This window comes from Aeromonas sp. Y318-3, from assembly GCF_027706185.1.
GTDB lineage: Bacteria > Pseudomonadota > Gammaproteobacteria > Enterobacterales > Aeromonadaceae > Aeromonas > Aeromonas veronii.
Genome location: NZ_JAPDCN010000012.1, coordinates 76,318 through 102,676, shown reverse-complemented (window position 1 = coordinate 102,676; position 26,359 = coordinate 76,318). Strand labels below are relative to the sequence as shown.

Sequence of the window (26,359 nt, the reverse complement as noted above, 5' to 3'; positions counted from 1 at the left end):
GTCCCTTTTTTCATTTGATTGCTGGTTGCCGGTCAGGCAACAAACACCAGATAGACGGCGAATGCCACGATAAAGCGGTAGATGGCGAACGGGATAAAGTCGATGCGGCGGATCAATGTCAGGAAGGTCTTGATCGCAAACATCGCTACCACGAAGGCGGTGATAAAGCCCACTGCAAACATCGGGAAGTCGGCCATCGAGAGGAAATCGCGGCTCTTGTAGAGATCAAGCCCGCTGGCGGCCACCATCATGGGTACTGCCATGATGAAGGAGAACTCGGCGGCGGCGTGACGGCTGATCCCCATCAGCATGCCACCACTGATGGTGGCGCCGGAGCGGGAGAAGCCGGGCCACAGGGCCAGACACTGGAACAGACCGATGCCGAACGCCTGCTTGTAGCTGATGTCATCCAGGGTTTCAGCTGTGACGGCCGGGCGGAACTTCTCGGCGATGATCAGCAGGATGCCCCCCGCGACCAGCGCGTACATCACGGTCTGTGGGCCAAACAGGTTGGCCTTGATCCAGCTGTGGATGGCCAGACCGACCACGATGGCGGGCAGCATGCCGAGGATGACATGCACCAGCGACAGGGTGGCGTGATCCCGGGACGGCTTCTGGCCGAAGTGGATGCCAATCAGGCCAAACAGGCGGCGCCAGAAGACGGCGACCACGGCGAGGATGGAGCCAAGCTGGATCACCACTTCGAAAGTGGCAGCCTTGGGCCCTTCAAAGCCCAGCAGATGGCCGACGATAATCATGTGGCCGGTGGAGGAGACGGGGAGGAACTCGGTCAGCCCCTCGACGACGCCCAGAATAAAGGCGACCAGCAGGCTATAAGTGTCAGTCATCGAACAAACAATCCTTAACTTCGTTGATGTAAAAACGCCCCGAAAGGGTCTCGGGGCGGCATATCTTGCTCGATTGTGACTGCTGAGGCTATGTAAAAATCATGAATTCTTTAAGTTAGTCGCGGATAAAGCGGTAGCGGGTCTGGTGGTGATAACGCTCGCCAGGCAGCAGCCAGGGGTTGCCCAGCTCGGGGCGATTGGGGCTGTCCGGTAGCTGTTGCGCCTCAAGACAGAAGCCGTCGTGATCCCGGTGCGACTGGCCGCTACGGTTCGGGGTATTGGCCAGCCAGTTGCCGGTGTAGAACTGCAGCGAGGGTTGGTTGGTATAGACCTCCATCGCCAGCTGCCTGTCCCCTGATACCACGCGAGCTGCCCACTTCTGCTCCGGTCCATTGAGCACAAAGGCATGATCGTACCCCTTGGCCTGTTGCTGCTGGGGATGGCTCAGCCAATCCTGTCCGACAAGACGCTCGCGGCGCAGATCGAACGGCCCCTCCACCGGGGTGATGGCGATCGGCAAACCGCTTGGGTCGGTCGGCAGGAAGTGGTCGGCATTGATGCTGATGAGGTGGTCACGGACATCGCCGCCATCGGTTTGCCCATCGAGATTGAAGTAAGCGTGGCTGGTGAGGCTGACCGGAGTTGTGGCATCCGTGCTGGCGATGAAATCCACCACCAGATCGCTCTGCTCCAGCCGGTACTCCAAGGTTACCCGCAGATTGCCGGGAAAGCCCTGATCCCCAGCCCGGGAGAGCAATGCCAGCTTGACCCGATCTGCTTCCAGCTCCTTGATTTGCCAGCGCTGGCGATGAAAGCCTGCCTGCCCGCCATGCAGACAGTTGGGTGCCTGATTGGCATCCAGCAGCCAGCGCTGTCCATCACGCACCAGCTCGGCACCGCCGATGCGGTTGGCAAAACGCCCGGCCACCGCACCCAGCCACACCTGCTGGGTGGGATAGGCGTCGTCGGCACAGCCCAGCAGCACTTCACGCCGTTTGCCCGCCACCGGCAGGGTGAGGGAGGTGAGGGTGGCGCCGAAGTCGAGGCCGCGCAGGCGCAGCCCCTCCTCGTTTTCCAGTTCGAATGGCGTCATGGCGCTGCTCATAGCTTGCCTGCACCGGCGCTGGCAGAGCAGACGTAGCAGTCGGCCTTGAGGCCCGAGATGGGTGGGTACTCCGCCTCGACGGCGGCAATCACCTCGGCCACCTTGTCGGGGCGTAACAGGGCGACCACGCAGCCGCCGAAGCCGCCGCCGGTCATCCGCACGCCGCCATCTGTGCCGATCCTGGCCTCGATGATCTCCACCAGACCGTCGATGGCGGGCACTGTGATCTCGAAGTCATCGCGCATGGCGGCGTGCGACTCGGCCATCAGCTCACCGAGACGGGTCAGGTCGTGGCTGGCCAGCGCATCGGCGGCCGCCAGGGTGCGGGCGTTTTCCCCTACGATGTGGCGGGCACGGCGGTAGCAGGCCTCATCCAGCCCGGCTTTGCCCGCTTCCAGTCCGGCCAGATCGAGATCGCGCAGCGCCTTGACCCCGTAGTGACGGGCGGCCGCTTCACACTGCTGGCGACGAGTGTTGTATTCGCTGTCCACCAGACCGCGGCGCACATTGGAGTTGACGATCAGCACCGCCAGATCCGCCGGCATGGGGATGAGGCGGGTCTCCAGCGAGCGACAGTCGAGCAGCAGGGCGTGGTCTGTTTTGCCGCTGGCGGAGATCATCTGATCCATGATGCCGCAGTTGCAGCCGACGAACTTGTTCTCCGCCTGCTGACCGTTGAGGGCGATCTCGGCCTGGCTGATGTCGAGCCCCAGCGCCTCCTTGAAGGCCTGACCGATGGCCACTTCCAGCGAGGCAGAGGAGGAGAGCCCCGCCCCCTGCGGCACGTTGCCGGAGACCACCAGATCGAGGCCGCGCAGGGCATAACCGCGCTCCTGCAGATACTTCACCACGCCGCGGATGTAGTCGCTCCAACGCTGGCTGGGGTGGTGCTCGATGGGCTGGTCGAGGTCGAACTGGTCGCGCTGGTTGTCGTAGTCGGCGGCGATCACCTGCACTTGCCGGTCATCGCGCAGGCCGATGGCAACGCAGGTCTCGTAGTTGATGGCGCAGGGCAGCACGAAGCCGTCGTTGTAGTCGGTATGTTCACCGATGAGGTTGACGCGGCCGGGGGCGCGCACCAGCAGATCGGGCGCTTTGGCAAATTGCTCGGCAAAAACGGTGCTGACGCGTTGGCTGGGGGTCATAAGGCCTCCTCATTGGTGTGGCTGGTCTGGGTGTAGTGAACGGGGCTCAGGGCACGCAGCCGCTCGGCAGCCTGCTCGGGGGTAAGGTCGCGCTGGGTTTCGGCCAGCATCTCGAAGCCAACCATGAATTTGCGCACGGTGGCGGAACGCAGCAGCGGCGGATAGAAGTGGGCATGCAGCTGCCACGCCTCGGGGCAATCCGATTTGGGCGGCGCAAAGTGCCAGCCCATGGAGTAGGGGAAGCTGCACTCGAACAGGTTGTCGTAGCGGCTGGTGAGCTCCTTGAGCGCCACCGCCAGATCCTGTTGCTGGGCCTGGGTCAGGTTGAGCATGGAGGGGACGTGCGCCTTGGGCAGCAGCAGGGTTTCGAACGGCCAGGCGGCCCAGAAGGGAACTACGGCGAGCCAGTGCTCGGTCTCCACCACGATACGCGAGCGATCCGCCAGCTCCCGCTCCACATACTCCAGCAGCATGGGACGGCCATGCTCGGCCAGCCAGTCACGCTGGTGCTGCTCTTCGCGAGCGATCTCGTTGGGCAGGAAGTCGCTGCCCCAGATCTGGCCGTGGGGGTGCGGGTTGGAGCAGCCCATGACGGCGCCTTTGTTTTCAAATACTTGCACCCACTCCCACTGGGCTGACAGCTCGGTGACCTGATCCATCCAGGTGGTGATCACCCCCTCGATGACGGGCAGCGGCAGCTCGGGCAGGGTCTTGCCGTGATCCGGCGAGAAGCAGATCACCCGGCTGGTGCCGCGGGCGGCTTCCAGTTTCAGCAGGGGATCGCTGGCGCTATCGGCGGCCGGGGTATCCTGCATCAGGGCGGCGAAGTCGTTGGTAAAGACGAAGGTGCCCTTGTAGTCGGGGTTGATGTCGCCGGTGACCCGGGTGTTGCCCGCGCAGAGGAAGCAGTCGGGAGCATGTGCCTGTTTGGGGGCCTGACTCACCTTCTCCACCTGCCCCTGCCAGGGGCGTTTGGCCCGATGGGGGGAGACCAGCACATACTGGCCGGTCAGCGGGTTGAAGCGGCGATGGGGATGATCGACGGGGTTGAACATCATCTCTCCTGAATAAAGTATTGAAAAATAAGGTCGTCTATTAACAGGGAGCAGGCAGGCCTACTCCTCGTAACCGTTCGGGTTGGCGGATTGCCAGCGCCAGCTGTCGGCGCACATGGCGTCTATGTCCCGGGTTGCCTGCCAGCCCAGCTCGCGCTCGGCCTTGGCCGGATCGGCCCAGCAGGCGGCGATGTCGCCCGGGCGGCGCGGTTCGATGCGAAATGGCAACGGCTTGCCACAGGCAGCAGAGAAAGCGGCGACCAGCTGCAACACGCTCTGGCCCTCGCCGGTGCCCAGGTTGTAGGTGTGCACGCCACCCTTGCCGGCGCAGTGTTGCAGCGCCTTGACGTGCCCCTCGGCGAGATCCATCACGTGGATGTAGTCGCGCACACCGGTGCCGTCCGGGGTGGGGTAATCGTTTCCAAAGACAGACAGGCAGTCGCGACGGCCGATGGCGACCTGGGTGATATAGGGCATCAGATTGTTGGGGATCCCCTGCGGGTCTTCCCCCATGGTGCCCGATTCGTGGGCGCCGACCGGATTGAAGTAGCGCAGCAGGGTCATGCTCCAGTGGGGCTCGGCCAGCTGCAGATCTTCGAGGATCTCCTCGATGATCAGCTTGGATCGCCCGTAAGGGTTGGTGGCGCAGCGAGGGAAATCCTCGCGGATCGGCAGGCTAGCTGGATCGCCATAGACGGTGGCCGAGGAGCTGAACACCAGATTGTGCACGCCAGCCCGCTTCATCGCCTGTAGCAGGGTGAGGGTGCCGCCGAGGTTGTTCTCGTAGTAATCCAGTGGAATGCGGGTCGATTCACCGACCGCCTTGAGGGCGGCAAAGTGGATCACTGCATCGATCTGTTGCTCGGCGAAGATCCGGTCCAGCAGGGCGGCATCGCGAATATCTCCTTGATAGAAAACGGGTTGTTGGCCGCTGATGGCGGCGACTCTGGCCAGCACGCTGCGCTTGCTGTTGCCGAGGTTGTCGACCACCACGGGATTCATGTCTGCCGCTTGCAGGGCCAGACAGGTGTGGCTGCCGATATATCCGCAACCGCCGGTGACCAGAACGTTCATCTTGCTCTCCACTGAAAAGTGTCTGGAAGCAGTCTAGCCGAGGGTGTGGCGACCAAACTGTGAGCTTGCTTGCAAAACAGTGTAAACGATTACACTGTTTTTGTGATCATCCTGACGGCAGATATGCGTTTCACCCCTGTTTTCAATGGGTTTGCTGGGTATAATGGCGCTCTATTGCACAGTGAAAGAAGTGAAAACAGCATGAGCACCATCAAGGATGTCGCCCGTTTGGCCAATGTGTCGGTGGCAACGGTTTCACGGGTGATGAACAACTCTCCCAAGGCCAGCGCCGCGTCTCGCGAAGTGGTGCAGAAGGCCATGGCTGAACTGGGCTACACCCCCAACGCCAACGCGCGGGCACTGGTCAGCCAGACTTGCGACACCATGGGGGTGGTGGTTGGTGATGTAGCCGATCCCTTCTTCGGTGCACTGGTTAAGGGTGTCTCCGGCATCGCCGTCGAGCAGAACCTTCACCTGCTGATGGGTAACGGTTTTCACAAGGCGCGTCAGGAGCGTGAAGCGATCGAGCTGCTGATCGGCAAGCGCTGCGAGGCGCTGGTGGTGCACAGCAAGGCGCTGAGCGACGAGGAACTTTACGATTACGCCATGCGAGTGCCCGGTATGGTGCTGATCAACCGCGATATTCCTGCCCTCAAGGGGCGCTGCATCGCTCTCAACAACCGGCTGGGGGCGGCTACGGCGACTCGCCACCTGATCGAACTGGGCCACCGCCATATCGCCTTTATCAGCTCGGATCACGCCATCGAGGATGCCACCTTGCGCCTGCAGGGCTATCAGGATGGATTGATGGAAGCGGGTCTGGCAGCCGATCCCGAGCTTATCGAGAGCGGCACGCCGAACGAGGAGGGGGGCGAGCGTGCCATGCTCAACCTGCTGGCCAAGGGGCTCAAGGTGACCGCCGTGGTGGCCTATAACGATGCCATGGCGGCTGGCGCCATCTCCGTGCTGGCGGACAACGGCCTGCGAGTGCCGGAGGAGGTTTCGGTGGTGGGCTTCGATGACATCATCTATGCCAGATACCTGAGGCCCAAGCTCTCCACCATGCGCTATCCCATCGAGCTGATGGCGGCCCAGGCGGCCAAGCTGGCCATTCAGCTGGCGGCGGGGGAGAGTGACGCGACCCAGAGCCGGATCTATACCCCCACCCTGATCAATCGCCACTCGGTGGCACCGGTTCGGGCCGGATAGCCCCCTTTTGCGGCCCTGTTCGGGGCCGTTTCTTGCACAGTTATTGTTTTACCTATTTTTAATCATTTTTACTCCGCTTTACTTAACAAAATTAGTGTAATCGTTTACATCTGTGTGAGCGAGATCGCCGTTCCCTGCGTCATACTTCTCTAGACTGAATACGTTTTCCAATCAGCAGGGAGAGAGTGAATGCTCAGGGAGATAGTGGCGCGTCAGGATTGGCAGACTCAGGCCATTACGTCGGTAAATCGTCTGGCTGCCCATACCCCCATGTTCAGCTGGCGCAGCGAAGCGGATGCCAGGGGGGATCTGGCCTCTTCCTCCCGCCTCTTGCTCGATGGCGAGTGGCGCTTCTCCTTCTTTGCCGCTCCCGAATTGGTGCCCGAGAGCTGGCTGGCACAGGATCTGGCGGATACCACTCCTATTACCGTACCGGGTAACTGGCAACTGGATGCTGCCTATCCAGCGGCGCGGCCGCTCACCGATGGCCCCATCTACACCAATATCAAGTACCCCTTTCCCTGCGATCCGCCCCGAGTGCCAGCAGAGAATCCTACTGGCTGCTACTCCCGCGAGTTCGAACTGCCCGCCAACTGGCTGGCAAACGGACAGAGCCGGATCATCTTCGACGGGGTGAGCAGTGCCTTCCACCTCTTCTGCAACGGTCGCTGGGTCGGTTATTCCCAGGACAGCCGGCTGCCCGCCGAATTCGATCTGACCCCATATCTGCAGAGCGGTCGCAACCGGTTGGCGGTGCTGGTACTGCGCTGGTCCGACGGCTCCTATCTGGAAGATCAGGATATGTGGTGGCTGTCGGGGATCTTCCGCTCCGTCAGCCTGCTGCACAAACCGGCCCGCCATCTGATGGATATGCGGGTGACCCCCGAGCTGGATGCCTGCTATCGGGATGGCCGTCTCAAGATTGCCCTGCAAGTCGCCAATGGGGCTGGTCTGTCGGTAGAGGCCAATCTCTATGATGGCAGCGAGCGGGTTGCGACCCTGCGCCAGCCGATCGGCACCCAAGCCATTGATGAGAAAGGGGCGTATGACGATCGCGCCGAGCTGTGGCTCGATGTGGCTGCGCCGCGCAAGTGGAGCGCCGAGACGCCCCATCTCTATCGCCTGACCCTGACCCTGCTGGACGAGCAGGGCCAGGCCATCGAGAGCGAAGCCCATGATGTGGGCTTTCGGGTGGTGGAGATCCGTGGCGGCCTGCTGCGGGTCAACGGTCAGCCGCTGCTTGTTCGCGGTGCCAACCGTCATGAACACCATCCCGCCAAGGGTTATGCCATCGATCGCGCCACCATGGAGCGGGATCTGCTGCTGATGAAGCGGCACAACTTCAATGCGGTGCGCTGCTCCCACTATCCCAACCACCCCGACTTCTATCGCCTGTGCGATCGGCTCGGCCTCTATGTAGTGGACGAGGCGAATCTGGAGACCCACGGCATGACCCCCATGGGGCGGCTGGCGCGGGATCCCGCCTGGAGCAACGCCTTTCTGGAGCGGGCAACCCGCATGGTGGCACGGGATTTCAATCACCCCTCGATCATCATCTGGTCGCTCGGCAACGAGTCGGGTTACGGCCCGGCCCACGATGCCATGTATGGCTGGATCAAGCGCAGCGATCCGAGCCGTCCGGTGCAGTACGAGGGGGGCGGGGCCGATACCCCGGCCACCGATATCATCTGCCCCATGTATGCCAGAACCCATCAGGATCAACCCTTCCCGGCGGTGCCCAAGTGGGCGCTGGCCAAGTGGATCGGCCTGCCCGGCGAGCACCGACCGCTGATCCTCTGCGAATATGCCCACGCCATGGGTAACAGTCTCGGGGGCTACGGCCACTATTGGCAGGCGTTTCGCGATCATCCACGTCTGCAAGGCGGGTTTGTCTGGGATTGGGTCGATCAGGGGCTCGACACATACACCGCCGATGGTCGCCACTACTGGGGCTATGGCGGCGATTTTGGTGATGTGCAAAACGATCGTCAGTTCTGCTGCAACGGCCTGCTGTTCCCGGATCGCACCCCCCATCCAGCCCTGTGCGAGGCAAAGCGTGCGCAGCAGCCGTACCGCTTCACCCTGCTTGAGCACACCCCGCTGCGGGTGCGGATCGAGAGCGAATACCTGTTTCGGGAAACCGACAACGAGCTGCTTTGCTGGCAGCTGTGCGAGAACGGCCATGTGCAGCAGCAGGGGGAGGTTTCCCTCATGCTGGTGCCGCAAGGGGTGGTCGAGTTGACCCTGAGCGAGACACTGCCCCCCTTTGCGGCAGGCTCACTGGCCTGGCTCGATCTGGCCATCGTTCAGCCGCAGGCTACCCCCTGGTCGCAGGCGGATCACAAGGTCGCCCGTCAGCAGTTCACCCTGCCGACCCCCCTTGCTCTGCCTGCTCCCGCCGCTGCCGCCACCCTGAGCGAGCAGCCGGATAGCTGGCGGGTCACCACCGCAAACAGTCAGTGGCGGCTCGACAAGCAGAGCGGCCGCATCACCAGTTGGCAAAAATCGGGGCAGGAGCAGTTGCTGGCGCCGATCATGGATCATTTCTACCGGGCTCCGCTCGACAACGACATTGGCACCAGCGAAGCGGATCACGCCGACCCCAACTCCTGGATTGCTCGCTGGCAGGCGTGTGGTCTCGGTCAGTGGCAGCACCGCTGTCTGGGGATCGCGGTCGCCGGAGGGGATATCCGGGTCAGTCATGGCTACTTCCACCACGATGAGCTGCTGCTGGTGAGTCACTGGCATCACCGCTTTACCGACGATGGCGCCATGAGCCTGGAGATAGAGACCGAGCTGGCGCAGGTTCTGCCGTCGCTGCCGCGGATTGGCCTGCTGCTCCATCTGGCCGAGGTACCGGCGCGAGCCGAATGGCTGGGACGCGGCCCTCACGAGAACTATCCGGACCGCCTGCTGGGCGCCGATCTGGGGCGCTGGAGCCTGCCGCTGGAGGCCATGCACACCCCTTACATTTTCCCGAGTGACAACGGCTTGCGCTGTGATACCCGCCAGTTGCAGCTGGGCAGCACGACGGTGAGCGGCAGCTTCCATTTCAGTGCCAGCCGCTTCAGTCAGCAACAGCTGGCCGCTGCTCGTCACCAGAGCGATCTGGTGGCCGAAGAGGGGCTGTGGGTCTGTCTCGATGGCGCCCACATGGGGGTGGGTGGCGATGACTCCTGGAGTCAGAGCGTGCGTCCCGAGTATCAACTGCTCGACCGTCGTTACCGTTGGGGCTGCACTCTCCGTTAAGCCAGCTATGGAGGCGACTGTCGAGCCAGTGCGTCATTTTGACAACAGACCAGTAACGACTAGCCTCAATGCTGTGGGAAAGATTGAGTCTCAAATCTGATTTTTATTTATATGTATTTGAAAAATAAATATAAAGTTTCAATGTAACAGAGTGTAAACGTTTTCATTTTGTCGTCATGATCACAGAAGAAATGACAACAAACTGATTACATTGATTGGCGCTTGCTCAATTGCTCGCCACCCTACAACACAGATAGACACATCGGAGCACACATAATGAAAAAACTGACCACAGTTGCCGCCCTGCTGATGGGCATGATGGCTGGAGCCAATGCCCAGGCTGACACCCGTATCGGGGTAACCGTCTACAAGTACGACGACAACTTCATGGCGGTCGTGCGCAAGGCCATCGAGAAGGAGGCGGCAGCCACTCCGGGGGTGGAACTGCTGATGAACGACTCCCAGAATGACCAGTCCAAGCAGAACGACCAGATCGACGTGCTGCTGGCCAAAGGGGTGAAAGCGCTGGCCATCAACCTGGTAGACCCGGCTGCGGCACCGGTGGTGATTGAGAAAGCCCGTGGCGAAGATATCCCGGTGGTCTTCTACAACAAGGAGCCGAGCGCTACCGATCTGGCCAGCTACGACAAGGCCTACTACGTGGGCACCGACTCCAAGGAGTCAGGGATCATCCAGGGTCAGCTGATTGCCAAACACTGGAAAGCCCATCCGGAGTGGGATCTGAACAAGGATGGCGTGATCCAGTTCGTGCTGCTGAAAGGGGAGCCGGGTCACCCGGATGCCGAAGCGCGCACCTCCTACGTGGTCAAGACCCTGAACGATGGTGGCGTCAAGACTGAACAACTGCACATGGATACCGGTATGTGGGATACCGCCATGGCGAAAGACAAGATGGATGCCTGGATCTCCGGCCCCAACGCCAACAAGATCGAAGTGGTCATCGCCAACAACGACGGCATGGCAATGGGTGCAGTCGAGTCACTGAAAGCCCAGGGCAAGACTGCCATTCCGGTATTCGGCGTCGATGCGTTGCCGGAAGCGCTGGCCATGGTCAAGAGCGGTGCCATGGCGGGTACCGTGCTGAACGATGCGGCCAACCAGGCCAAAGCCACCTTCGAGCTGACCAAGAACCTGGCTGAAGGCAAACCGGCCGGTGAAGGCACCAAGTGGAATATCGTCGACAAGGTAGTACGTGTTGCCTACGTCGGTGTGGATAAAGACAACCTGTCCCAATTCGAGTAATTCCCTCCAGGGCAAGGGAGATCCCCTTGCCCTTTTTTCAACCAGATGTGATGGCTGATATGACAACACAGCAACAATCAGAATGGCTGTTGGAGATGATTGACGTCAGTAAGAGCTTTCCCGGCGTCAAGGCACTCGATAATGTCAATTTACGGGTCCGTCCTCATTCTGTGCATGCGTTGATGGGCGAGAACGGAGCGGGAAAATCCACACTGCTCAAGTGCCTGTTCGGCATTTACGAGAAGGATCAGGGCAAGATCTTCTTCAAGGGGCAGGAGATCAACTTCACCTCCTCCAAAGAGGCGCTGGAAAATGGCGTCTCCATGGTGCATCAGGAGCTCAACCTGGTGCTGCAGCGTACCGTGATGGACAACATGTGGCTCGGCCGCTACCCCACCAAGGGGTGGTTTATCGACCACGGCAAGATGTATGACGACACCAAGCGCATCTTCGATGAGCTGGATATCGACATTGACCCCAAGGTGAAGGTCGCGACCCTGTCGGTCTCCCAGATGCAGATGATCGAGATCGCCAAGGCGTTCTCCTACGATGCCAAGATCGTCATCATGGACGAACCTACTTCCTCCCTGACCGAGAAAGAGGTGAATCACCTCTTCAAGATCATCAACAAGTTGAAGGATAAGGGGTGCGGCATCGTCTACATCTCTCACAAGATGGAGGAGATCTTCCAGCTCTGTGACGAGATCACCATATTGCGGGATGGCCAGTGGGTGGCAACCCAGCCGCTCAAGGGCATGACCATGGATCAGATCATCGGCATGATGGTCGGCCGTGAACTGACCCAGCGCTTCCCGGAAAAGACCAACCAGCCGAAAGAGGTGATCCTCGAGATCGAACACCTGACGGCGAAGAACCAGCCCTCCATTCAGGACATCACCTTCAACCTGCACAAGGGGGAGATCCTCGGCATCGCCGGACTGGTGGGGGCCAAGCGCACCGATATCGTCGAGACCCTGTTCGGTATTCGTGATCGCAGTCAGGGCAGCATCAAGCTGCACGGCAAAGAGGTAGCCAACCACAACGCCCACGAAGCGATCCGCAACGGCTTTGCGCTGGTGACGGAAGAGCGCCGCTCCACCGGTATATATTCGCGTCTCGACATCGCCTTCAACTCCCTGATCGCCAACATGGACAGCTACAAGGGCTCCATGGGGTTGCTCAGCGACAACAAGATGAAGAGCGATACCCAGTGGGTGATCGATTCCATGCGGGTCAAGACGCCGACCCAGCAGACCCAGATCGGTTCCCTCTCCGGGGGTAACCAGCAGAAGGTGATCATCGGTCGCTGGCTGCTGACCCAGCCGGAGATCCTGATGCTCGACGAGCCCACCCGCGGCATAGACGTCGGGGCCAAGTTCGAGATCTACCAGCTCATCCTGGAGCTGGCGAAGAAGGACAAGGGGATCATCATCATCTCGTCAGAGATGCCGGAATTGCTGGGGATCACCGACCGCATCATGGTGATGAGCAATGGCCGGGTCGCCGGGATCGTCAATACCAAAGAAACTGACCAGAGCGAGATACTGCGCCTGGCATCTCTGTACCTCTAGAGACAGGAAGACATTTATGGAGTCGGCTAAAAATTTCAATCTGATGCAGGCGCTCAAGGAAAACGCCATCTATTTGGTGCTGCTGGTGCTGCTCATGGTCATCGTGATCCAGGAGCCCTCCTTCCTGAGCCTCACCAACTTCAGCAACATCCTGACCCAGTCCTCGGTGCGGGTCATCATAGCGCTGGGGGTGGCGGGCATCATCATCACCCAGGGGACGGATCTCTCGGCAGGTCGTCAGGTCGGTCTGGCTGCTCTCATAGCGGCAACCATGTTGCAGGCGTTGACCAACGTCAACAAGGTGTTCCCGACGTTGGGGGAGGTGCCCATTCCTGCGGTGATCCTGCTGGTGTGTGTGGTGGGGGCGCTGATTGGTCTGGTCAACGGTCTGATCGTGGCCTACCTGAACGTCACCCCGTTCATTACCACCCTGGGCACCATGATCATCGTTTACGGTATTAACTCCCTCTACTTTGACTCGGTAGGGGCCTCGCCGGTGGCCGGGTTTGATCCCCGCTTTTCCAGCTTCGCCCAAGGGTTTATCCGGATAGGAGGATTCAAGCTCTCTTATCTTACCTTCTACGCAGCCATCGCCAGCGTCTTTGTCTGGGTGCTGTGGAACAAGACCCGCTTTGGCAAAAACATCTTCGCCATCGGTGGCAACCCCGAGGCAGCCAAAGTTTCCGGCGTCAACGTGGCGGTCAATCTGGTGATGATCTATGCGCTGGCGGGGGTCTTCTACGCCTTCGGCGGCATGCTGGAAGCGGGCCGGATCGGTAGCGCCACCAACAACCTCGGCTTCATGTACGAGCTGGATGCCATCGCGGCGTGTGTGGTGGGCGGGGTGTCGTTTGCCGGCGGGGTGGGAACGGTCGCGGGTGTGATCACAGGCGTACTTATCTTCACCCTGATCAACTATGGCTTGACCTATATCGGGGTCAGCCCTTACTGGCAGTTCATCATCAAGGGCGGCATCATCATTCTGGCGGTGGCCCTGGACTCCATGAAGTACGCCAAGAAGAAGTAACGATTGGCAGAGAGGGTTGGCGTTGCCAGCCCTCTCTTCTGGAGGGAACCCATGCCATTCAAGGTCAAGATTTACCTCTTGCTGCTACTGGCCATTCTGGTCACCATCGGCACCGCCGGGCTCAGTGTGAATCACTTCATCAGTGGCTACATTCGCACTCAGGCCACCCACAACATCAACGAGCAGATAACCCTGGTCAAAGAGAAGCTGGCCAGCGACATCAATCAGAAGATCCTGTTGGCCGCCAACCTCAACTTCGGGGTGACCAACGTCAAGAAGACCCTGCAAGAGACCGGCTTTCACAACATCGTCAAGGTGATCGGCGACATGGCCTTCGACGTGAACGGGGTCATCAACGACAGCGCCAAAGTCGATGCCCTGCGCAAGCTGATCCCCGCCGCCCACAACCAGATCACCGTCAGCCCGCTGCAACAGGTGGATGGCAAGCCGGTCATCACCATTCTGGTGCCGCGCGGTGCCGATTCGGCCTATCTCTACTACCTCGACATGAGCGAGTTCAAGAGCTTGCTGGAGAAGATGAGCGGCGAGGGGCGCTACTTCTCGCTGGCCGATGGCCAGGGCAATGAGCTCTACAGCAGCAAACCGCAGGGGGAGAGCGAAGCACGCCCCAACCAGCTGGATATTCGCGGCAACAGCTGGACCCTGACCGGCTACATCGACCTCGACTACATCCAGGCGATGACCCGGGCACTCAACGGCCAGATCATCATGGCGCTGCTCGGTGTCGCCGTGGTGGTGATGGTGCTCGCCATACTGGCGCTCAACGTGGCTTATCGCCCCATCCTCTCGCTGCGGGATCTGGTGCTGGAGCTCTCTCGCGGCAGTGGCGATCTCACCCGCCGGCTGGCGGTGACCAGTACCGATGATCTGGGCCAGATCTCGGCCGGCATCAACCGCTTTATCGAGCGGCTGCAGGAGATGATGGGGGAGGTGCAGGAGGCTAGCGGTCAGCTCAACAGCGGTATTGCCGGATTGGCCAGCCAGACCGGCGCTGCCCAGTCCCTGCTGGCGGATCATGTGCGCGAGACTGAGCAGGTGGTGACCGCCATCAACGAGATGAGCCGCACCGCGGTCTCTGTCTCCGAGAGTGCAGCCAGCACCGCCCGGCTCACCGGCCAGAGCCAGCAGCTGGCGAGCCAGTCCCGGCAGGTGGTCGATCAGGCGATGGCCAGCGTGATGGCGCTGGTGGACGAGGTGGAGGAGACTGCCCGCTCCATCGAAGCGATGCAGCAGGATGTGCAGCAGATTGGCTCCGTGCTGGGAGTGATCGGCAGTATTGCCGAGCAGACCAATCTGCTGGCCCTCAACGCCGCCATCGAGGCGGCCCGCGCTGGTGAACAGGGTCGTGGCTTTGCGGTGGTGGCAGACGAGGTGCGTTCCCTCGCAGCCCGCACCCAGCAGAGCACAGCCGAGATCCAGACCATGCTGGCCAGCCTGCAGCGGGGCACCCGAACTGTGGTGGAGGCCATGGGCAACACCAAGCAGAGCTGTCAGGGGGCGGCCGAGAACACCACCAGGGTCAACGAGTCGCTGGATCTGATGGCGGGAGAAGTGGTGGAGATCAACGATCTCATCAGTCATATCGCCACGGCGGCGGAGCAGCAGAGCGCAGTGGCGGAGGAGATCAACCGCAACATGAGCGCCATCGCCGAGGTGATCCGCCAGCTGACCCACAACGGGGAGGCGACGGTTGCCAGCGCCGGTTCGATGCAGCAGACCTACGACCGGCTCAGGGAGATAGTAAGCCACTTCCGGCTGCGGTAATGGCCGGATGCGCCATAAAAAACAGGGCCAAGCGGCCCTGTTTTTTTATCCCTTGGAATCAACCCGCCTTGCGGCGCAGATAGACCCCGGCTTCCATGTGATGGGTCCAGGGGAACTGGTCGAACAGGGCGAAGCGGGCGATCTCGTGGGTATCGCCCAGCACGGCCATGTTGGCTTGCAGGGTTTCGGGGTTGCAGGAGATGTAGAGGATGTTGTCGTACTCCTGCACCAGCTTGACGGTGGCATCGTCGAGACCGGCGCGGGGCGGGTCGACGAAGATGGTGTTGCACTGGTAAGCGCCGAGATCGACCCCCTTGAGGCGGTTGAACTCCCGCTCGCCACGCATCGCCATGGTGAACTCCTCGGCCGACATGCGCAGGATGATCAGGTTGTCGACGCCGTTGGCCGCGATATTGAACTGGGCGGAGTCGACGCTCGGCTTGGCGATCTCGGTGGCCAGCACCTTGCGGAAGTTCTGCGCCAGCGCAATGGAGAAGTTGCCGTTGCCGCAGTAGAGCTCCAGCAGATCCCCTTCGCTCCCCTTGGTGACTTCCAGCGCCCAGCCCAGCATCTGCTCGTTGATGGCGGCGTTGGGCTGGGTGAAGCTGTTCTCCACCTGCTTGTAGATGAGCTGGCGACCGGCCACGTTGAGCTGCTCGATGACAAAGTCATCGCCCAGACAGATCTTCTGCTTGTGGGCACGGCCAATCAGCTGCAGCTCGAAACCTTTGGCGCGCAGATCGGCCTGCAGCACCTCGGCGGCCTGCTGCCACTCGTTCTCCAGCTTGCGATGGTAGAGCAGGCTGACGATGATCTGGCCGGACTGGGTGGAGAGGTAGTCGATCTGGAACAGCTTGCGACGCAGCACCTGATGGGGACGCAGCCCCTCCAGCAGTACCGGCATCAGCTGGTTGATGAGGCGGCTGGCAGTGGGGAAGTGGTCGACCCGGATAATCTCTTTGGTCGCCGGGGCATACATGCAGTGGAAGAGGTCGTCCCCCTCGTGCCAGATGCGAAATTCGGCGCGCATCCGGTAGTACTCCGCCGGTGAGCTGTGCACCTCCAGCGCGGGAGGGTTGAAGCTGGCAAACAGCCCGGTGAGGCGCGCGCTCTTCTCATCGAGCTGGGCCTGGTAGTCGGCCGGGGTTCTTGGCGCCGGAGCATCCGCAAAAGGCTGTTGGGACTGGGTCATAGATACCTCATGTGCACACCGGCCGGGCCGGGTCGAAATCGGGGGAAGGCAACAGGCCACCCAAAGGGGCCCGATTTTAAAAGCCAGCAGCAGATTGTCCAGCATTTTGTGGTCAAGAAGTGTTCAGTCAGGCCGATAGCTGATCTACAGGCATGGTGGGAGGACACATTATGCAGATCGACGGCGTGGGCGCAGCCCAACCCAAGGGAGTGGGTGTTTCTCCCAAATCGCCCCAACAGGCGGAGCAGAAACAGGTCAAGAGCGAGGAGGCGGTCTCCTTGCACAAGCCGCCCAAGTGGGCGCAGGTGCTGATCCAGCAGGCGTTGCAGTTCTCGCTGGAGATCAACGGCCAGGGCTATCAGGCTCCGAAGGTGAAAGAGCCCGAGGAGATCACCCCTGAGACCCTGTTCGACTTCCAGTCGGTGGCGGACAACGTGCTGCAGTTCGTGACCGGACGGCTCGGTGCCGCGCGGGCCGATGGCAAGTCTGACGACGACCTGACCGGGATGATGGAGCAGGCCCGCAAGGGGGTCGACAAGGGCTTTGACGAAGCGAAGAAGCAGCTCGGCAAGTGGGCGACCGACAACGACGATATCAAAACCGGTATCGATCAGAGCTACAAGCTGATCCAGAAAGGGCTCGAGGAGTTCGAGAAGGAGTTCTTCGGCAAGGTTTCTCCGACCGACATGGGACAGGCCGAGATGGCCAGTCGCCAGCAGGGGTATCTGGAGATCCAGACCAAGGATGGCGACAAGGTGGTGCTGCGCTTTAACGACAGCTGGCAGACCAAGTCCCAGACCAGCGAGAGCGGCAGCCAGTTCAGCCTCAAATCGAGCCAGAGCTTCAGCTTCTCGCTGGAGGGAGATCTCAGCAGCGACGAGATGGAGTCCATCGGTAAGTTGGTCAAGGGGATCGACGAGCTGGCGGGGAGCTTCTTCTCCGGCAATTTCGAGGATCTGCTGGACAAGGCGGGCGAGCTGAAACTGGATGACAGCCAGCTGGCCTCCTACTCCCTCAAGCTCAAGCAGAGCGTCAAGCTGAGCCAGACCTATCAGGGGGCGCACTCCCTGCAGGATCTGATCAAGCCGTTTGCCGACTACCTGCCCAAGCTGGATCAGGTGCAGAAACAGGCAGATACCCTGCTGCCCCCATCCCAGCAACAGGCGCTGACCCCGGCCGTGCTGGCCGCGAGAGGGGAAGGGGAACCGGCACAGGCCGATCGCTTCACCAGCTTCAACCAGCGGATGCTGGAGGCGCTGCGGATGATCAACCAGTTCCAGCCCTCCACCGAGCCCGCCAGTAAGAACGCCTGAGCCACAGCGCGTAACGCAAGTAATGACCTGCCGTTTGCCAGCCCTTCCCGGGGCTGGCAAACTGGCCTTTTCTCCAATCCGGTTGCCCCATGAACCCCAAGAAGCCAAGAGACAAGCGCGAGCTCTGCTACCCCTTTATCTTCGAAACCTCGTTCAAATGTGATTTTGAAATCGCCACGGACGAGCTCTGTTGTCAGGTCGGGGCCGTGCTGTCACACCTTGCGCCGGATGCCGATACCGAGCCCATGCTGGCGGATCTCGCGGCGTTGCAGCGGCTTATCTACAACCTCAACGGCTCGGTGCGCGGCAAGCTGGGGATCTTCGATGCAGATCTTGAGTGGCTCAAGGCCCGTTACGACCACTATAACGAGGCGAGTCGCGGCAGCGTCACCGGTTTCGTGTTGCCGCAGGGGCCGCAACCCATTCCCACCCTCCATCTGTGCCGCTGTGGCAGCAAGAAGGTGGTGCGGCTGCTGGTCCGGCTGGAAGAGAGCGAGGTGGCCTTCGAGCCCATTCTCTATCGCTTCGCCAACCTGCTGGCCAACTTCTTCTTCGTGCTCACCGTCTACCTCAAGCAGCGCTGGCAGGTGCCGGAAGTGCCCTACGTCAGCATCAACTACTGATGGCGACAGGCAAAGAGCCAAACGCCATGGTGGATTGAACGGAATAAAAAACCGGAGCCTTGGGCTCCGGTTTTGCTTTTCAGCGCGTCAGTTGCCCGCTCAGCTGGAGATCAGCACCCGGGCCGAGTTGGCAGGGATGGTGAGCTGCACCTCGCCCTGCACCACTTCAAACTTCTCGCCGTTGAAGGCGTCGGTGAAGCGGCTGGCCGGGCTCGCGGTCTGCCACAGGGGCAGGCTGATGGTGCGCGGCTCGCTCGGGTGGCGGTTGCAGGCCACCACCACCTGATCGCTTTGCAGGGTACGGGCGAACACATAGCTGTGGGGCCCGGCGTAGAGGGTCTGGATATCGCCACGGCGCAGCGAGGGGCGCTGGCGGCGGATCTGGATCAGCCGACGATAGTGGTCGTGCAGCACATGATCCCAGTCTGTGGTATCCCACGGGAAGCAGCGGCGGCAGTCCGGGTCGTTGCCGCCGGATAGCCCCACTTCATCGCCGTAGTAGATGGAGGGTACACCGATATAGGTGAGCAGCAGGGTGGCGGCCAGCTGCATCCGCTGCTTGTCTTCACCCAGCAAATGGAGGAAACGGGCGGTGTCGTGGCTGTCCAGCAGGTTGAACTGTGCAAGCTGGTTCTTGAACGGGATGTGGGCCCGCGCCAGCTTGAGCCAGCGATCCAGCTCTTCGGCGCTGATCTTGATGGGGTGGTAGGCGATGTCCTTGCCAGCCAGGAAGGCACGGATCGGGTGGGCGAAGCCATAGTAGTTCATGGCACCATCCTCCTGATCCCCTTGCAGCCACTGGCTCGCCTCGAAGAAGTGCTCACCCAGCACGTAGGCGTCCGGGTTCTCCTGCTTCACCGCGCCGCGAATGGCGCGCACGTGACTGCGATTGCCCTCGGCGGTGCCGCGCTCGCCCAACATGTGGATGACGTCAAAGCGCCAGCCATCGATCTGGTAGGGGGCGCGCATCCAGTAACGGAGGATGGCGTCATCGGCCCGATAGACGGCGTCCTGTACCTTCTCGCAGGAGAAGTCGAGCTTGGGCAGGCTGCGAATGCCCTTCCAGCTGACGTAATCCCCTTCTTTATCAAAGGTGTAGAAGCTGCGCCACGGGGAGTCCGGGTTGTTCTGGGCTCCCAGTGGCGGGCAGAACCAGGGGTGCTCGGTAGAGGTGTGGTTGACCACCGCATCGAGGATGATCTTCATGCCGCGCTGGTGCAGGTTGCGGGTCAGCTCGGCGAACTGCTCGTTGCTGCCGAGGTGGGCATCCACCTTGAAGTAGTCCTGAGTGTCGTACTTGTGGTTGCTCGGCGAATCGAAGATGGGGTTGAGGTAGAGCGCCGTCACCCCGAGAGATTGCAGATAGTGCAGCTTGGCATCGATCCCCGCCAGATCGCCGCCATAGAATTCGCAGGCGCCGTGGCCCTCTTCGTGGCGACTGACCGGCTCGCCCCACGCCTTGCTGATGACCGCCTTGCCACGGTACTCGTACTCGTGATGCTTGACGCTCAGCGACGGATCGCCGTTGCAGAAGCGGTCGGGGAAGATCTGGTAGAACACCTGATCCTGCACCCAGGCCGGTGGCTGGTGCAGGCTGTTGAAGCGAAAATGTTGCTCCCGTGGCGGCATGGACGCGCTGACGCCCGCCCCGTGCAGCCACCACTGCTCCTCGTCGGTGAGGCACTTGAAGCTGTAGAGGTGGATATCCTGTCCCTTGATGAGCGGCAGGGTCGCCTGCCATACCTGCAGCCGATCGCGGGTGGAGACTGCCGTCATCGGGATCAGGTACTCCTCGTTATCCGGCTCGTGGCGCAGCCATACCTCGCGGATCGGCGCATCCAGCTCGCTAAAAAGGGTCAATTGCAGTGCGTCGGCGCTCTCTTTGAACCAGGGCGCCACCTGGGGATGAAACAGAAACGGATGGGTCATGATGCTTATTGAGTCAGAAGATCGGCGAGGGCATTACCCTGTTCATGCAATGTTTCGAGCTGGCCTGCCAGCGACTTGGGATCCAGTCCCAACTGGTCGGCGAGCGGTTTGGGGAAGCGGGCGATGATGGCCTGGGCAGGCACGCCCGCGTTCCAGGCGAAGGAGATAAACACGGCGAGGCGGATCAGTACTGCCTCCTTGCTGACCGGATCGTGGGAGAGCGGGTCAAGCTGTTGGGAGATGGCATCGACGAAGGCCTCGGAGAGGTTCCAGCGCCGCGCCAGCTCGGCACCGAGCTGGGCATAGTCGTAGCCCAGCATCTCCCGCTGGGCCTCGACCCGGCTGCTGCCGTTCTGGAGCGCCATGTTGATGAGCTCAGCCTCTTCCGGCAAGGTGCTCTGGATAAGCAGTTCGCCGATGTTGTGGATCAGGGCGCAGGTGAAGGCGGTCTCGGGATCCATCACCTTGGCCTCCTGGGCCAGGGTTCGGGCTATGGTGGCGACCTGGAAGGTCTCGGTCCAGAACTTGTTCTTGTCGAAGCTGGGCGGGGCCTTGAAGGTACCGATGATGCCGGAGGCGACCACCACGGAGCGCAGCCGGTTGAAGCCAAGCCGGATCACCGCCTGTTCGATGGAGGTCACTTCGTTGCCCCGGCGCAGGGCGGCCGAGTTGGCCATCCGCAGCACCTTGACGCTGATCACCTGATCCATGGCGATCTTGGCCGCAATCTCGTCGATGCGGGCATTCTCGTCGTTGAAGCTCTGCATCAACTCGTGCAGCAGCTTGGGAATAGTGGGGAGTTGTTTGATCTTGTCAAACAGGCGATCCATCGACATGGCTGAGGCAGCCTCCGTTGCGAACTCTGCCTCATATTGTGCCACAGCCGGACAACATGTTCCTGTTTGTGATGCGGCTTTGTGAGCGTTAGAACACCCAGTCGCGCAAGGTGTATTCCAAACGGTGCTGTTTGCCCTGCAGGATCAGGTTCTGACTGGTGCCGCTCAGGGTCGCCCCCTCGGTAAGGGTGGTCAGCACGGCCTGCTCTATGGTGTCCAGCGGCGGCATGCAGGCCATTTCGGTGCTGCCCAGACTGGTGACCCACAGTTTGTCATCTTCCAGATGGCCCTGACCGAAATAGCGGTTGCAACCGGCGATGCCGTTGACGGTGAAGTGCTCGCCGATCTCGAAATCGGGGGGATTGTCGCGGGGGGCCTTGATCGGTTCGCCATCCAGTTTGCTCAGTACCCAGTGGTGGTGTTGCAGATCTTGCTGAACAAAGGCGGTCGAGCTGCAGCCAGCGAGCAGTAACAGGGGGATCAGCAAAAAGGGCAATCTGGGCATGAGGGGGCTCCGGTTGGGGGAGCGTCAAGAATACCCTTTTTGGGCAGTCGGGAGCAGGGCGGGAGAGGGGACGACCGACCGCTTCTGTCGCCCCTTGTCCCGCACGACTGTCGCTTAATGGCAACACACGGGTGATGTTGCCATCGATTTACGCTATCTCAGGGCTCAGTTGGCGAATAGCCGCTCGGCATAACGGGCAAGACCCGCAGCCACCGAGCCGAAGTCATCGCCACCCTCAAGCGGGATGGTCGGCAGCTTCTGGCGGATAAAGCTGGCGATCAGCGGCGAGCGGGCGCTACCGCCAGTGACGAAGATGCGATCCGGCTGCACACCGGCGGCGGCAATCGCTTCGTCCATCAGCTCGCCAATCTTCTCCAGCAGCAGGGCCGAGGCGTTGGCCAGCTGTTCGCGGGTCAGCTCCGCTTGCAGCCCTTTTTCCAGCTCGGCCAGCGACTGGCGATTGAGTTCCTGCTCCGAGAGGGCGATCTTGCCCTGCTCGGCACGCCACACCAGCTGGTGGCTCAGCTTGTGGGCCCGCAGGTTGGCCAGACGCCCCAGCTTGCTGCCGGGTTGGCTGTCGAGCTGCAGATCCTGCAGCTGGCGGGCGGTGTCGAGGCTGTAGAAACGGCTCTGGGCGCTGACGTCGTTGATGGCGGCCGCATCCCAGAACAGCGGGTGGGGCAGCGGCTTGCCGGTCTTGAGGGTTTCGTGCATGCCGAGCAGCGGCATCATCCCCTCCACCGTCAGGCGGATATCGAAGTCGTTGCCGCCGATCCGCTGGCCGCTGTGGCCGAGCAAATCGCCGCTGCGATCCAGCTGATCGCGGTAGCTGGGGCCCATCCGTAGCATGGAGCAGTCGGTGGTACCGCCGCCGATATCCACCACCAGTACCACGGCGTCTTCGGTGAGGCGCGCCTCGAATTCAAACCCGGCGGCCACCGGTTCATAGAGGAACTCCACCTGCTCGAAACCGGCCAGACGGGCCGCCTCGGTCAGGATGGCGATAGCTTGCTGGTTGCTCTCTTCCCCCGCCAGACCCTGGAAGTTGACCGGCCGACCGATCACCGCCTGGCGGATAGGGGCGCCGAGCTGTTGCTCCGCCTGCTGGCGAACGTGGAGCATCATGGCGCAGACGATATCTTCAAACAGGGCGATCTGGGGGGCCTTGAGGCCATAAGCGCCGAGGAAGGATTTCGGCGATTTGATGTAGTAGCCGTCGTCCGGCTCTTCCAGATAGCGCTCCAGTGCAGCGCCGCCAAAGCTCAGCTCGTCGATCAGTCCCTCTTCGCGCATCTGGCGGCGAACCATCTGGGCGCGGGTGACCACGGGGCCACGCAGCTTGAGGTACTCCGCCTGCTGGGCGGGGGCCAGCCCTTCGGCCAGCAGACCGGCGATAGCATCCCGGTGGGGGGCATGCAGGGTGGAGGGGAGATAGCGGGATGCGCCAAGATTCAGCAGCCTGGGGCTACCTTGTTCCATCACGGCCACGGCACAGTTGGAGGTGCCGTAATCAAATCCGATAAACATGGGCGCCAGACTCCTGAATAAAAAAGGGGGGCTAGCCTACCCGAAGGCGCCGGGTCTCACAACCCGGCGCACCGCAATGAAGAACAGGATGAAGGGATTAGCCCTTATTCCACTTCGTTGTCGCAGCGGCCCAGGCTCTCGATAGCGCGGATATTGCCGAGGGTGGTATCGGCGATGGCGTGCAGCGCCTCCCGGGTCAGGAACGCCTGATGGCCGGTGAACAGCACGTTGTGGCAGGCGGACAGACGGCGGAACACGTCATCGGTGATCACCTCGTTGGACTTGTCGGAGAAGAAGAGATCTTCTTCCTCTTCGTAAACGTCCAGCCCCAGCGCGCCAATGCGGGAAGTCTTGAGCGCCTCGATGGCGGCGTTGGAGTCGAGCAGGCCGCCACGGCTGGTGTTGATGATCATCACCCCGTCTTTCATCTTGGCGAACGCCTCCTTGTTCAACAGGTGGTAGTTCTCTTTGAACAGCGGGCAGTGCAGGCTGATGATATCGGATTGGCGGAACAGGGTATCGAGATCCACGTACTCGGCCCCCAGCTCGATGGCTGCCGGATTCTGGTAAGGATCGTTCACCAGCAGGCGAACCCCGAACCCCTTGAGGATACGCAGGGCGGCCAAACCGATCTTGCCGGTACCGATGACGCCAACGGTCTTGCCATGCATGTTGAAGCCGACCAGCCCTTCCAGCGAGAAGTTGGCGTCGCGGGTGCGCTGATAAGCCTTATGGATGCGGCGGTTGAGGCACATCATCATGCCGACGGCGTGTTCTGCAGTCGCCTCGGGGGAGTAGGCGGGCACCCGCACCACTTTCAGCCCCAGCTCTTTGGCAGCGGCCAGATCCACGTTGTTGTAACCGGCGCAGCGCAGGGCAATCACCTGGGTGCCGTTGGCAGCCAGTTCGGTCAATACCTCGCGGTCGGCATCGTCATTGACGAACAGACACACCACCGGGAATCCGTGAGCCAGTCGGGCCGTTTTGGCCTCCAGCCGCACATCGAAAAACTCCAGGTCGAAGCCGTACTGGCTGTTGGCCTGGTTGAAATGCTCTTTGTCATAGCTCTTGGTACTGAATACGGCGACTTTCATGGTATGTGCTCCGCAGCGTGTGTGTCGTCAAATTACAACAAAATGGGTCAGCTATCACCGGACAAACCGGCTGGTTATTGTCCCCACGGCATAATGGGAACGGCGCTGACTGCACTTTTGTACGAACCATCCACCAGTTTGGTGCTGTAGGTCAGGTAAACCAGTGCATTGCGTTTCTTGTCGTAAAAACGCACCACTTTCTGCTCCTTGAACACCAGCGAGGTGCTGACATCGAACACCTCTTCTCCCGCCTTCAGCTTTTCGGGCAGGGTGATGGGGCCGATCTGGTGGCACGACAGGGAGGCGTGGGAGGGATCTTCCGCCAGTCCCAGCCCGCCTTTTACACCACCGGTCTTGGGGCGCGCCAGATAGCAGGCGACGCCGTCGATGCGCGGGTCGTCGAACGCCTCCACCAGGATCTTGTGGTTGGGGCCAAACAGCTTGAAGGCGGTGCTCACTTCACCGACCGGGTCGGCCTTGTCGGCCAGCGCCGGGCCAGCAAACAGGGCCCCCAGCAGCAGGGGCAGGACGCGGCGCAGGGCATTATGTCGCGTGTGGTTATGTGTCATGGTCTCTCCTGTTGGCCCGGCACTCCTCAATAGGGAATGCCCAGGCGACGATAGAGGCTGGCAAGCACCCAGGCGGGGCCTATCAGCAGAAATTGCAGGTCGGCGAGGAAGGAGGGCGCTTGCCCTCGATCTTGTGGCCGACAAACTGGGCTATCCAGAGAATCACGAACGCCGCCACCGCGGGCCACAGCAGCGGCCCCTGCCATTGGTGGCAGATCCACAATCCCAGCGCGGTCAGCCCGGCCATCCCCGCGAACAGCGAAAACGACAGCTGCAGATAGAACAGCAGCACCGGAATGGCTGCCACTGCCGCCCAGTTGAGGGGCTCTGGCAAGGGCCCATGTGGCAGACACCAGAGCAGCGCCAGCGAGCAGAGATAGATGCCCGGCACCGCCAGCTTGTGGATGGCGACGTTTATCGGATGGCGATGGCTCTGGCCATACTCCGCAAACCACTCCTGGATTCCCTTCATGGCACCTCCCTGGCGCACTGTGTTCTCGCTGCCCGCCCCTCATGGTCAGGCGCTCGGGATGATTATCCCTGCGGTGGATACTCCCAATATTGGGCCGGAATGGATTTTAGCAACGGGGTCATATCCGGATTGGGCAGGGCGATGGTGACCCGCTGATCGAGGTTGGCGCTGGCGAGCGCTTCGCGGATCTTGGGGTTGTCATTGAAGAACTTCATAAAGCTGCCATCGGCATAGGCCCGCTCCAGCCCGGTCTGAATCGCCTTGGCCAGCTTGGGGTATTCGGGGCTGACGAAGAAGAACTGGGCGAAGGGGTAGCGGATCAGCAGATGCTGCTCGATGGCGAGGTTGGGATACTGCGCCACCAGCTCGCTGCGCTCGGCGAAGATCTCCACCAGGGCGCGCGGGAAGAAGTCGATCTTGTCGCCGTCGTTGATAAGGCGAAACAGGCTGCTGTATCGGCCGGAGAAGGTCGGGATGCCCGCATTTTCCAGAATTTTGTTATCGGCCCAACCGACCCCTTGCGCCGCCTTCAGCTGTTTGAGATCGGCCAGGGTATTGATCTGGTTGAACTTCTCCTGAGCGTCCGCGTGGATGAACGACAACCGCAATCCTTCCAGCCCGCGAAACAGCGGAATGGGGACGGCAATCAGGGAGGATTCGAGTGCGCTGGAGGTGCCCATCCAGAAGACGTTGATGGTCTTGCCCTTGCTCAGCTGCTGCTGGAGGGTGAACTGGTTGAGGTCGAGTTCGACAGGCTGGATGCGAAAGGGTTGCCCGGAGCGGGTCAGGGCCAGTTCCAGCAGCTTGTACTGGTACTCCTGGTCAAGATTGTTGACGGGACGGCTGGGGACCTTGACCGTCAGAACCTGTGCTTGTGCCAGCAGTGGCAGGCACAAACACAGCTTGATGAGCCATTTCACTCTCTGTTCTCCTGTAGATTCCGGAAGGTGTCCGGAGTCTAACAGAAC

At 61.1% G+C, this 26,359-nt stretch carries 21 protein-coding genes and 1 pseudogene; 8 read left to right on the top strand and 14 right to left on the bottom strand.

Annotated features, from left to right (window positions below; genetic code table 11):
- Nucleotides 1-32: 32 nt before the first annotated feature.
- From bacA to galE, 5 genes are all read right to left on the bottom strand, one after another.
- A complete protein-coding gene (gene bacA / locus OKB77_RS16545; RefSeq protein ID WP_257124127.1) occupies nt 33-848 on the bottom strand; it encodes an undecaprenyl-diphosphate phosphatase in 816 nt (271 codons plus the stop codon).
- A 115-nt stretch (nt 849-963) separates the two neighbouring features.
- Entirely contained in the window at nt 964-1,953 is a 990-nt protein-coding gene (galM, locus tag OKB77_RS16540) for a galactose-1-epimerase (protein WP_270817986.1), read from the bottom strand.
- Nucleotides 1,950-3,098: a galactokinase gene (gene galK / locus OKB77_RS16535; RefSeq protein ID WP_270817985.1), complete on the bottom strand. Its 1,149-nt coding sequence runs from the start codon at nt 3,096-3,098 to the stop codon at nt 1,950-1,952. Before galK ends, galM begins: the two co-directional genes overlap by 4 nt.
- Nucleotides 3,095-4,153 carry a UDP-glucose--hexose-1-phosphate uridylyltransferase gene (locus OKB77_RS16530; RefSeq protein ID WP_265776226.1) on the bottom strand — a complete coding sequence of 353 codons (1,059 nt, stop codon included), beginning with the start codon at nt 4,151-4,153 and terminating at the stop codon, nt 3,095-3,097. Before OKB77_RS16530 ends, galK begins: the two co-directional genes overlap by 4 nt.
- Before the next feature lie 60 nt (nt 4,154-4,213).
- Nucleotides 4,214-5,227: a UDP-glucose 4-epimerase GalE gene (gene galE, locus OKB77_RS16525; RefSeq protein ID WP_270817984.1), complete on the bottom strand. Its 1,014-nt coding sequence runs from the start codon at nt 5,225-5,227 to the stop codon at nt 4,214-4,216.
- A gap of 201 nt (nt 5,228-5,428) precedes the next feature.
- Here galE and OKB77_RS16520 point away from each other — a divergent pair, with 201 nt between their 5' ends.
- The 6 genes from OKB77_RS16520 (at nt 5,429) to OKB77_RS16495 (ending at nt 15,331) form a co-directional block, all read left to right on the top strand.
- Nucleotides 5,429-6,436, top strand: coding sequence for a substrate-binding domain-containing protein (locus tag OKB77_RS16520; RefSeq protein WP_041915397.1), 1,008 nt, complete (start codon nt 5,429-5,431; stop codon nt 6,434-6,436).
- A gap of 189 nt (nt 6,437-6,625) precedes the next feature.
- A complete protein-coding gene (locus tag OKB77_RS16515) occupies nt 6,626-9,685 on the top strand; it encodes a beta-galactosidase (protein ID WP_270817983.1) in 3,060 nt (1,019 codons plus the stop codon).
- Nucleotides 9,686-9,961: 276 nt separating this feature from the next.
- On the top strand, nt 9,962-10,948 hold the full coding sequence (gene mglB, locus OKB77_RS16510; RefSeq protein ID WP_005340747.1) for a galactose/glucose ABC transporter substrate-binding protein MglB: 987 nt from the start codon (nt 9,962-9,964) through the stop codon (nt 10,946-10,948).
- Between the two features lie 50 nt (nt 10,949-10,998).
- Nucleotides 10,999-12,519, top strand: a complete 1,521-nt coding sequence (gene mglA, locus OKB77_RS16505) for a galactose/methyl galactoside ABC transporter ATP-binding protein MglA (RefSeq protein WP_042081798.1) — start codon at nt 10,999-11,001, stop codon at nt 12,517-12,519.
- A gap of 16 nt (nt 12,520-12,535) precedes the next feature.
- A complete protein-coding gene (gene mglC / locus OKB77_RS16500; protein ID WP_005342585.1) occupies nt 12,536-13,546 on the top strand; it encodes a galactose/methyl galactoside ABC transporter permease MglC in 1,011 nt (336 codons plus the stop codon).
- 51 nt (nt 13,547-13,597) lie between these two features.
- Nucleotides 13,598-15,331, top strand: a complete 1,734-nt coding sequence (locus tag OKB77_RS16495) for a methyl-accepting chemotaxis protein (RefSeq protein ID WP_265776209.1) — start codon at nt 13,598-13,600, stop codon at nt 15,329-15,331.
- 58 nt (nt 15,332-15,389) lie between these two features.
- On the opposite strand, the gene trmA is transcribed toward OKB77_RS16495, so the two are convergent.
- On the bottom strand, nt 15,390-16,523 hold the full coding sequence (trmA, locus tag OKB77_RS16490) for a tRNA (uridine(54)-C5)-methyltransferase TrmA (RefSeq protein WP_265776208.1): 1,134 nt from the start codon (nt 16,521-16,523) through the stop codon (nt 15,390-15,392).
- A gap of 170 nt (nt 16,524-16,693) precedes the next feature.
- Here trmA and OKB77_RS16485 point away from each other — a divergent pair, with 170 nt between their 5' ends.
- Nucleotides 16,694-17,836 (top strand): DUF5610 domain-containing protein, encoded by a 1,143-nt coding sequence (locus OKB77_RS16485; protein ID WP_270817982.1) that lies wholly within the window; start codon nt 16,694-16,696, stop codon nt 17,834-17,836.
- Nucleotides 17,837-17,925: 89 nt separating this feature from the next.
- Nucleotides 17,926-18,459, top strand: a complete 534-nt coding sequence (locus OKB77_RS16480; RefSeq protein WP_236354333.1) for an ATP--cob(I)alamin adenosyltransferase — start codon at nt 17,926-17,928, stop codon at nt 18,457-18,459.
- Between the two features lie 99 nt (nt 18,460-18,558).
- Here the strand turns inward: OKB77_RS16480 and malZ are convergent, their stop codons facing one another.
- The 8 genes and pseudogenes from malZ to OKB77_RS16440 form a co-directional block, all read right to left on the bottom strand.
- A complete protein-coding gene (gene malZ / locus OKB77_RS16475) occupies nt 18,559-20,388 on the bottom strand; it encodes a maltodextrin glucosidase (protein WP_265776206.1) in 1,830 nt (609 codons plus the stop codon).
- Nucleotides 20,389-20,393: 5 nt separating this feature from the next.
- Nucleotides 20,394-21,224 (bottom strand): HDOD domain-containing protein, encoded by an 831-nt coding sequence (locus OKB77_RS16470; protein WP_058059399.1) that lies wholly within the window; start codon nt 21,222-21,224, stop codon nt 20,394-20,396.
- A gap of 88 nt (nt 21,225-21,312) precedes the next feature.
- On the bottom strand, nt 21,313-21,729 hold the full coding sequence (locus tag OKB77_RS16465; protein ID WP_005340725.1) for an META domain-containing protein: 417 nt from the start codon (nt 21,727-21,729) through the stop codon (nt 21,313-21,315).
- Nucleotides 21,730-21,894: 165 nt separating this feature from the next.
- Entirely contained in the window at nt 21,895-23,256 is a 1,362-nt protein-coding gene (gene yegD / locus OKB77_RS16460; protein ID WP_263717986.1) for a molecular chaperone, read from the bottom strand.
- 104 nt (nt 23,257-23,360) lie between these two features.
- The gene (locus OKB77_RS16455) at nt 23,361-24,350 is read right to left on the bottom strand and encodes a 2-hydroxyacid dehydrogenase (protein WP_236356876.1); all 990 of its coding nucleotides are present in this window, start codon (nt 24,348-24,350) and stop codon (nt 23,361-23,363) included.
- A gap of 74 nt (nt 24,351-24,424) precedes the next feature.
- Nucleotides 24,425-24,919 (bottom strand): CreA family protein, encoded by a 495-nt coding sequence (locus OKB77_RS16450; RefSeq protein ID WP_265776205.1) that lies wholly within the window; start codon nt 24,917-24,919, stop codon nt 24,425-24,427.
- Nucleotides 24,920-24,945: 26 nt separating this feature from the next.
- Nucleotides 24,946-25,391: pseudogene (locus tag OKB77_RS16445) on the bottom strand (Mpo1 family 2-hydroxy fatty acid dioxygenase).
- A gap of 62 nt (nt 25,392-25,453) precedes the next feature.
- A complete protein-coding gene (locus tag OKB77_RS16440; protein WP_042081792.1) occupies nt 25,454-26,311 on the bottom strand; it encodes a hypothetical protein in 858 nt (285 codons plus the stop codon).
- Nucleotides 26,312-26,359: the final 48 nt, after the last annotated feature.